General features: G+C 50.7%; 9 protein-coding genes and 1 pseudogene. All 10 read right to left on the bottom strand.

Annotation, left to right across the window (positions count from 1 at the left end; genetic code table 11):
• Positions 1 to 354 (bottom strand): annotated as a pseudogene (locus B4H10_RS10490) (DNA repair protein RecO); the annotation flags it as partial.
• Positions 338 to 1,681, bottom strand: a complete 1,344-nt coding sequence (locus tag B4H10_RS10495; RefSeq protein ID WP_307788684.1) for a hemolysin family protein — start codon at positions 1,679 to 1,681, stop codon at positions 338 to 340. The gene B4H10_RS10495 and the pseudogene B4H10_RS10490, both read right to left, overlap by 17 nt.
• A 15-nt stretch (positions 1,682 to 1,696) precedes the next feature.
• Positions 1,697 to 2,593, bottom strand: coding sequence for a GTPase Era (gene era, locus B4H10_RS10500; RefSeq protein WP_059077177.1), 897 nt, complete (start codon positions 2,591 to 2,593; stop codon positions 1,697 to 1,699).
• A 58-nt stretch (positions 2,594 to 2,651) separates the two neighbouring features.
• A complete protein-coding gene (locus B4H10_RS10505; protein ID WP_292018805.1) occupies positions 2,652 to 3,053 on the bottom strand; it encodes a cytidine deaminase in 402 nt (133 codons plus the stop codon).
• Positions 3,053 to 3,526, bottom strand: a complete 474-nt coding sequence (gene ybeY / locus B4H10_RS10510; RefSeq protein WP_059077175.1) for an rRNA maturation RNase YbeY — start codon at positions 3,524 to 3,526, stop codon at positions 3,053 to 3,055. Before ybeY ends, B4H10_RS10505 begins: the two co-directional genes overlap by 1 nt.
• An 18-nt stretch (positions 3,527 to 3,544) precedes the next feature.
• Positions 3,545 to 4,447 (bottom strand): PhoH family protein, encoded by a 903-nt coding sequence (locus B4H10_RS10515; protein ID WP_172793355.1) that lies wholly within the window; start codon positions 4,445 to 4,447, stop codon positions 3,545 to 3,547.
• Positions 4,448 to 4,522: 75 nt separating this feature from the next.
• On the bottom strand, positions 4,523 to 5,476 hold the full coding sequence (locus B4H10_RS10520; RefSeq protein WP_292018806.1) for a TIGR01212 family radical SAM protein: 954 nt from the start codon (positions 5,474 to 5,476) through the stop codon (positions 4,523 to 4,525).
• On the bottom strand, positions 5,463 to 7,259 hold the full coding sequence (locus tag B4H10_RS10525) for a B12-binding domain-containing radical SAM protein (RefSeq protein WP_292018807.1): 1,797 nt from the start codon (positions 7,257 to 7,259) through the stop codon (positions 5,463 to 5,465). Before B4H10_RS10525 ends, B4H10_RS10520 begins: the two co-directional genes overlap by 14 nt.
• A 124-nt stretch (positions 7,260 to 7,383) precedes the next feature.
• On the bottom strand, positions 7,384 to 8,004 hold the full coding sequence (locus B4H10_RS10530; RefSeq protein ID WP_059077173.1) for an ECF transporter S component: 621 nt from the start codon (positions 8,002 to 8,004) through the stop codon (positions 7,384 to 7,386).
• A gap of 287 nt (positions 8,005 to 8,291) precedes the next feature.
• The coding region (locus B4H10_RS10535) for a 50S ribosomal protein L27 (protein WP_292018808.1) at positions 8,292 to 8,459 on the bottom strand (168 nt) is incomplete at its 5' end.

The following is an 8,459-nucleotide window of genomic DNA, read 5'->3' on the forward strand; positions in this document are numbered from 1 at the left end:
TTCGCCAGCCGGTATAATGGCCAGCACCATTTCCACAAACATCTGGGTATAGACGTAATAGTCCCAAGTCAGGGCATCGAGAATCGTACTGCGATGGCTCTCGTATTCTCCCATAAATAGGACGTGATCCCGTTCCCAGGAATCAAAGGTAATGGGAGAAAAGACCATAAAACTGCCAAATCCCTGATTATATCCCTTTTTCCCTTTAGGCGCATAGACGTAGAGGATGCCCGATTCTTTTGTGAATATGGTCAGCTGCAGCTGCCGGGACCGGCCTTTCTGCAGGCGAAGGATGATGCCTGTATAGGCCCGGGTCTTCTGCATGGGACCGTAGGAATTAGTCCTTCTGTTCATCCGTTCCTTCCCCTTCTGTATCATCTGCCGGCGGCATAGGCACGGCCTTTATCCGGGCAATGCGGAACCCTTGTACTTCCAGCACACTGAATTTGTATGATCCGATGACGACTTCTTCACCTACGTTCGGCGTATGGCCCAGGAGATAAAAGACGTAGCCGCCGATTGTATCGGTATCGACATCTTCTTCCACCGGGATATGGAGCATTTCTTCTACATCTTCCAGGAGCACCGTGCCGTCAAATTCGTAGGCACCATTGGGAAGAGGCTGGATTTCTTCCTGTTCCGACGAATGTTCGTTCCGGATATTGCCTACCAGTTCTTCCAGAATATCTTCCAGCCCGATGAGGCCGACAGTGCTGCCGTATTCATCGACAACCGTCGCCAGATAGGTACGGCGGGCCCGCATGAGCTGCAGGAGCTGTGATGCCGGCATGATTTCCGGTACCATGAGGATAGGCCGCTTGATGAGGCGGAGATTGCTCCGTTTGTGAATATACAAATCCATGAAATCCTTAATATGGATCAGTCCCAGGATATGGTCCTTATCTTCTGTACAGAGGGGATAGCGCGTATGGCGGGACTGACGGATGGTTTTCAGGTGCTGGTTCATCGTTTCTTCTACATAGAGGCAGACGATTTCCTGACGGGGCACCATGATTTCCTTGGCCAGACGGTCGGCAAAATCAAAGACGTTGCCAATGAGTTCGCTTTCCACCGGGTCTATTTTGCCTTCTTTGTGGCTGGCCGTGATGAGCATGCGGATTTCATCTTCCGAATGAGCCATATCGATTTCATTGGTCACGTCGAGATTGCGGTTTTTGAGAAGTCGCTGCCCCAGCCAGTTGCCAAAGATGATGAAGGGATAAAACAGGCGGCTGGCAGAGTAAAGGAAATGGCTGACCCGTTTCAGTCCTCCTTCGGCCCGCTGCAGGCCAATCGATTTGGGGATCAGTTCGCCAAAAACCCACAGGCAGATGCAGACCAGGAGAATGACACAGATATACAGGATACCGACGGCCCAGAGCGGTATCCATCCGTGCAGCAGGGGAAATGCCTCATACAGTACATAAAATACGACAGCTCCCGCGGCCATACCAGAAATCACCATGCCCAGCTGAGCCATGCCGAGGAAAATAGCCGGTTTTTCATACAATTTTAATAAAAACCGGGCCTTTGTATCGCCGTCTCTCACCATTTCTTCAATGGATTCGCGGCGCAGCTGTACGAAGGCAAATTTACCAATAACACAAAAAACGCTCAGCAGAATGGAAGGCACAAGAAGCAGCAAATACTGTGCTATGTGTCCCAGCTCTGGTTCCATCATATATCGCTCCTCTGCTTACTCATTTTTATACCCGAATTCACTCAGCGCGGACGGCTTGTTGCGCCAGTCTTTTTTGACTTTGACCCAGATATCGAGGAATACGGACGATCCCAGGACGTGTTCGATTTCCTGACGGGCCAGACGACCTACTTCCTTCAGGATAGTGCCGTTCTTTCCGATGACGATGCGCTTCTGCGAGTCCCGTTCGACGTAGACCGTGACCCGGATATAGACTTTATTATGGCCCCGGTTCTTCATTTCTTCTACGTACACAGCGATGGAATGCGGTACTTCGTCGCGCAGGCACTGGAATAATTTTTCCCGTACAATTTCTGCGGCCAGCAGTCGTTCCGGCTGGTCGGTAATCATGTCATCGGGGAAATATTTCGGACCTTCTGGCAGGATTTTTTTGAGTTCATCCACGACGGCATCGACATTATCCCCTGTAAGAGCGGAAATAGGTATAATCTGGGCAAAATCAAAGAGGGCATTGTATTCGGTAATTTTGTGCAGAATTTCTTCCCGGCTCATGAGGTCCGTCTTATTGATGACCAGGAAAACAGGTACTTTCGTGCCTTTGAGCTTATCCAGGACGAACAGGTCGCCGGGGCCCTTTTTTTCATTTCCCGATATGAGGAACAACACGGCATCAATATCCTGCAGGGATTGATAGGCCGCTTCATCCATGAACTCACCCAGTTTATGGTGCGGTTTGTGGATTCCCGGCGTATCGAGGAATACAATCTGGCATTCTTCGTCTGTATGGATGCAGAGAATCCGGTTCCGCGTCGTCTGCGCTTTATCCGATACGATAGAGACTTTCTGTTTAATGATGTGATTGATCAGGGTCGATTTACCGACGTTCGGTCTGCCGACGACGGCAACAAATCCCGATTTAAATGTATCTTCCATAATTATGTTATTACCTTTCTTATATATGTATATAGAGTTAGCGGATGCCAGGCTGTGATCAGGCCATGGACGATTCATCAAAGGTCAGCGGCAGGAGTTGCTGCAGCGTGAACGTTTCATACGAATCGTCAGGTCGGGCCAGGATGATTTCAGGAATGGCAAATTCTGCCATGACCTGACGGCAGGCACCACAGGGCGCTGTGAGGTCCTTGCTGTCACCGGTGATGACCAGCGCCGCAAAACGCCGACAGCCACAGGCCACGGCGTGAAAGATGGCATTCCGTTCGGCACAGATAGTGAGCCCGTACGAAGCATTTTCCACATTGCAGCCCGTATATACCGTGCCATCTTCTCCCAGCAGGGCTGCCCCTACGCGGAAATGGGAATAGGGGGCATAGGCTCGTTCCTGTACTTCCCTCGCTGACCGGATGAGGCGGGCAATCGTCATTTCATCGGTCATCAGAGTTCTTCTCCTTCGCGGACGTAGCCAAGGCGCTGGAGAATAAATTCTTCTTCTTTGCGCATTTCCGCCTTGTCATCCGGTTCCATATGGTCGTATCCCAAAATGTGGAGCATGCCATGGATTGTGAGGTATGCCAGTTCCCGTTCAAAGGAATGACCGTATTCTTCGGCCTGTTCCTGAACCTTTTCCAGTGAAATGACAATATCTCCGAGAAGCGCCGTATCGGGTCCATCATAGCCATCGGCTTCACCTTCATTAAGGGCAAAGGACAGGACATCCGTCGGACGATCGATATTGCGGTACTGTTTATTCAGCTGATGGATGTATTCATTGTGACAGAGCAATATGCTGATTTCCGCATTGGGTCCCAGTCCGTAGACCAGGGCAGCTTCATCACATACCCGTTCGATTACCTGTTCATATCCATCTTTGCGGAATGCTTCATCTTCGTAGTTAATGTTGATTTTCATAATACAGAACTCCTCTCGTCATTCCTTTTTATAAAAAGACTCATAGGCGCGTATGATCCGTCCGACCATATCATGACGGACGACATCGGCATCGGTGAAATGAACCATGCCGATACCCGGTACATGAGCCAGTACCTTTTCTGCTTCGGTCAGGCCGGAAAACTTGCGGTCTGCCAGATCGATCTGCGTATTGTCCCCGTTGACGACGACCCGGGAATGATTTCCCATACGGGTGAGGAACATCTTCATCTGTTCCCGCGTCGTGTTCTGGGCTTCATCGAGTATGATAAACGATTCTTCCAGCGTACGGCCGCGCATGTATGCCAGAGGGGCCACTTCAATGATATTACGGGCAATGAGCTTCTGGAACTGGTCAAAGCCGAACATGTCTGCCAGGGCGTCATACAGGGGCCGCAGATAGGGATCGATTTTTTCCTGCAGATCGCCTGGCAGAAATCCCAGTTTTTCCCCGGCTTCGACAGCCGGACGGGTGAGAATGATCCGTTCGACTTCCCGGTTTTTCAGATAAAAGGCAGCCAGGGCTACAGCCAGATAAGTCTTGCCTGTGCCGGCCGGTCCGATTCCGAATGTCACCAGATTCTTACGGATCGAATCGACGTAGCGTTTCTGTCCGGCCGTCTTCGGTTTGATCAGCCGGCCTCTGGCAGAAATGCTCACGGTGTCACTGTAAATGTCGTGAAGCAGCTCTTCCTGTCCCTGGCGGATCAGGTCGGCCGAATAGCGCACGTGCTGGGTCGTAATATATGTATTTTCCCGGTTGAGGTAACGCAGTTCAGAAAATACTTGGGCTGCCTGGCTGACATCCGGTTCCGGACCGGTCAGGATAACTTCATTTCCCCGGGCAGCAATACGACAGCCGGGAAATTCTTTCTGCAGGGTCCTGAGAAATTCGTCTTTCATCCCCAATACGGCTTTGGCTTCTGTCATATCGATAAAGGTCAGTCTTTTTTCTATAGACACGCTTTAAGTCTCCTTTTAGTCTTTCGTCATGAATTTACGCACGGCTTTGCCGCCGAGATAGTCACACTTTTTCCCCTGCCAGGTATCTTTCCGCAGGAGAGCCGCATCGATCATATCGCGGATTTTCCACCAGCCCATACCCCAGTTGGCAAATTCTGTCGCTTCTTTTGGGGCTCTTCCGATGAGACGCTGGAATACGATATCGGGACGGCTGTATTCGAGGAAAGTAACGACCCGGTCTACATATTCTTCGACAGGGACCAGCATGATATTTCCCTGATGATACCAGTCGGCCAGTACGGTATTTTTAATGACGTACAGGGCATGCAATTTAACTTCGTCGCTGCCGAGGGCCGAAATGATTTTTGCCGTTTCCACAACATCGTCCATCGTATCCCATGGGAGATCCAGGATGACGTGGGTACAGGTACGGAACGGATACTCCCGCATCATCATCATGGCATCAATGTATTCTGCCAGCGTATGGCCGCGGTTGATTTTCTGCAGCGTCTTGTAGTTTGCCGTCTGCAGGCCGAATTCGACGAGGATATCGACACCGTATCTTTCCTTGATTTCCGCCATATAATCGAGATATACCTTGTTGATGCAGTCCGGCCGCGTAGCTACGGCGATACCGACGATATCGGGCTGACAGGCCTGGATCAGGTAATCCCGGAATGTCTCCGGTGGCAGGTAGGTATTGGTAAAATTCTGAAAATAGGCTATGAATTTCTTTGCTTTATATTTCGGCTGGATGTGGGCAATATTCTGCTCTATCTGTTCCTGAATCGTCACCGAAGCCGGCAGATTTTCATAACCGGCGCCGATGGATCCACAGTAAACGCAGCCCCTCACTCCCAGTGTACCATCCCGGTTCGGACAGGTATCGGGAATGCTGATCGGCAGTTTATATACCTTTTCTCCATATGTTGCTTTTAAATAAGAAGAGTATACGTTATATCGTTCCATGACAATCCTTTCCTGTATCTTCTGTCTCCTGCCGTCCATCCGCTGCTGCCGCCATCATCTGCCAGGATATGCCTTCATCGTCTTTGAAGGAGATGATCCAGGCGTGACCGGCTGGTGCATGGCGATAGCAGGACAGGGCTTCTTTCGTCCTGTCACACACTGGCCAGATGCGATAACGCATTTTAATATCCCGCCAGTTGGTAAACCGGTAGTTTCCTATATACGGGCGAAGCCGTTCTTCTTCGCGGAACAGCCGGTCCGTATCCTTCCGCGGCGCTTCCTGCCAGCCGAGAAAGTCTGGCAGCAGGCGGAACCGGAAGGTAATCAGCATGTCGAGGGACAACAATTCCTTTAGTACCCTATGAGCCGGTGCGGGAACACGGGCATCGTGACAGATGAAATCCCAGAGGAAGTGGCAGAGGGCTTTATCGGCCACGGCGATACGGTCATTGCCGGCTTTCAGCCAGGACCGGGTCATGGCTTCATAGAGCCGGAATATATTGTCTGCATAAAACCGCTCCAGATAACGCAGGGTATAGAAAAATTTTCCTGAATTATAGGTCCGTTCGAATACATCTTCCAGCACTTTCAGGAACTGCACCTTTTCATAAGGGAGCCAGGTCGTGGCCAGTACTTCATAAGGGCCGCACGGATCATAGCGGTAATCATCGGGATAGTCGCGGCGGATACCCGATCCTTTGAGCAGCTTGAGGAAGCCAATCTGGAGTTTGTCCGGCCGCAATGCATAAATATCGTTGAACGACTGCTGCAGATGGTCATAATCTTCATAAGGCAATCCTACGATCAAATCGAGATGGAGGTGCATCGTATGGAGGGACGTCAGCTTCTTCATGATGGCCGTAATGCGGGGCCAGTCATTGTGGCGGTGAATCGCCTTCAGCGTCGGTTCATATGTAGACTGGATGCCCATTTCCAGCTGGATCCGTCCTTTCGGGGCCCGGGCCAGCAGATCCAGATCGTCATCGGTGAGGACGCCCGGTTCAATCTCGAGATGGAAATTGACCGGCTTCTGCACGTGAATCATGTATTCGATGAGGGGCCGGTGATGACGGGGATTGCAGTTGAATGTCCGGTCCACGAATTTTACCTGGTGGACCCCGGCGGCGACGAACTGCTCCAGTTCAGACAGGACCAGCGGCACGGAGCGGAACCGGACCGTATCACTCATGCCGGACAGGCAGTATTGGCAGTGGAACGGGCATCCCCGTGAGCTTTCATAATAGATGATTTTATGGGCCAGCTGGCTGAAATCTTCACCTTCGTAGGGAAAAGGCAGGGTATCCAGGTCCGCTACTTCGGCAAACACTTCATTTCCCCGTATCTCCCCTGCCACACGGCCCAGGACGCCGGGAATATCCGTACCGTCGCGGCCTTCTTCCAATGCGCGCAGGAAAGCCGGTACGATGCGTTCTCCTTCTCCCTGAAGGACGTAGTCGATATCGGGATGGTCGTCGAGGACTTCCCGGGCAGTATACGATACTTCCGGTCCTCCTACGAAGATGCAGACATGGGGCATGACCTGGCGGATCAGCGTGATGATGCGGCAGGTCATTTCTATATTCCAGATATAACACGAAAAGCCGATGACTTCTGCATGGAACTGGTAAATATGGCGCAAAATGTCATAGGCATTGTGATTGATCGTATATTCTGCCGTTACTACATCCGTGCGTCCGGCATGGAGGCAGGCCGTGCGCAGGCAGCGCAGGGCCAGGGATGATTGAACGTATTTAGCATTTAATGTCGTAAGAAGCGTCTTCATGAAATAGTCCTTTATCAATAGTGTATATATAAATTATACTACAAAGGCCGTCGGACGTGAAGAAAAAGCCATATAAAACAAACCAGCCCGGTAACTGGCCGGGCTGGCAGAAATGTGTCTGTACTTATTGTACTTTCAGGCCGGAGCGATGGAGCGCCATGACAATCGGCGTAACGATGAGGCCCGAAACGATGGCTTCAGGAATGCCGTTGACGACAGTGATCCCGGCCATGATATTGAAAACGTTAGCCAGGGTAATGCCGTGTGCTTCGGCATAGGGCATGCCGACGATAGCCGTAAAGGATCCGAGGAACATGACCGTATGGCAGACCGTCGTGACAACAGCCGTTACGGCAACACGGGCAACTTCACGGATTTTCAGGTGCTTGTACAATTCATAGGCTACGACACCGATCATAATACGCGGTACGATGCAGATGAAGGCGTCTGCCACGATGCTGTACTGTACGGCAAACATCAACAGGGCACTCGGTGCCTGCAGCGTACGGATGAACGAAAACAGACCGAACATGAAACCGACAATCATACCGACGCGGCGTCCTGCGGAGATGCTGCCGATGATCGTCGGAATGTGAAGAATGGTCGCATTCATGATGATCAGGGGAATGAAGCCATATCCGGTAAGTCCCAGAAAAATGGTAATAGCCGACAGAAAACCGGCAACCGTAAGCTGCCGTACACTCATGAACTGATGCTGCCCAGGTAACGTTTTTACTTTTTCCATATGAAATTCTCCTCCGTTCTTACTCCCGCTTCCTCATGGGATATAAGTCGTAACAAAAATTTGTGTCCTCATGTCGTGGAAGCCACGGTTCAGCTCGTCGTGGATACTGACCAGCCCTTTGTTTCACGACCCTCTGGCACTTTGCATAGTTTAGCATAGAACGGACCATTTGACAATAGATTTTTTCTAAAATTCGTGAAAAAAATAACGTATAACGACAGCAAAAAAGAGAGTTCCCTCATAGATGACCTATAAGGAAAAACTCTCTTTTATACGAGCCTGTATGATTATGCTTCGGCTTCAACCGGGTAAACGCTGACTTTCCGGTTGTATTTGCCAGCACGTTCAAAAGCAACTTTACCAGCAGCCGTAGCAAATAACGTATCATCTTTACCGATGCCTACGTTCGTGCCCGGATGGAAGTGAGTGCCGCGCTGGCGAACGATGATGTTGCC

Origin of the sequence: Megasphaera sp. UBA4382 (assembly GCF_002391155.1) — a bacterium.
Taxonomy (GTDB): Bacteria; Bacillota; Negativicutes; order Veillonellales; family Megasphaeraceae; genus Megasphaera; species Megasphaera hexanoica.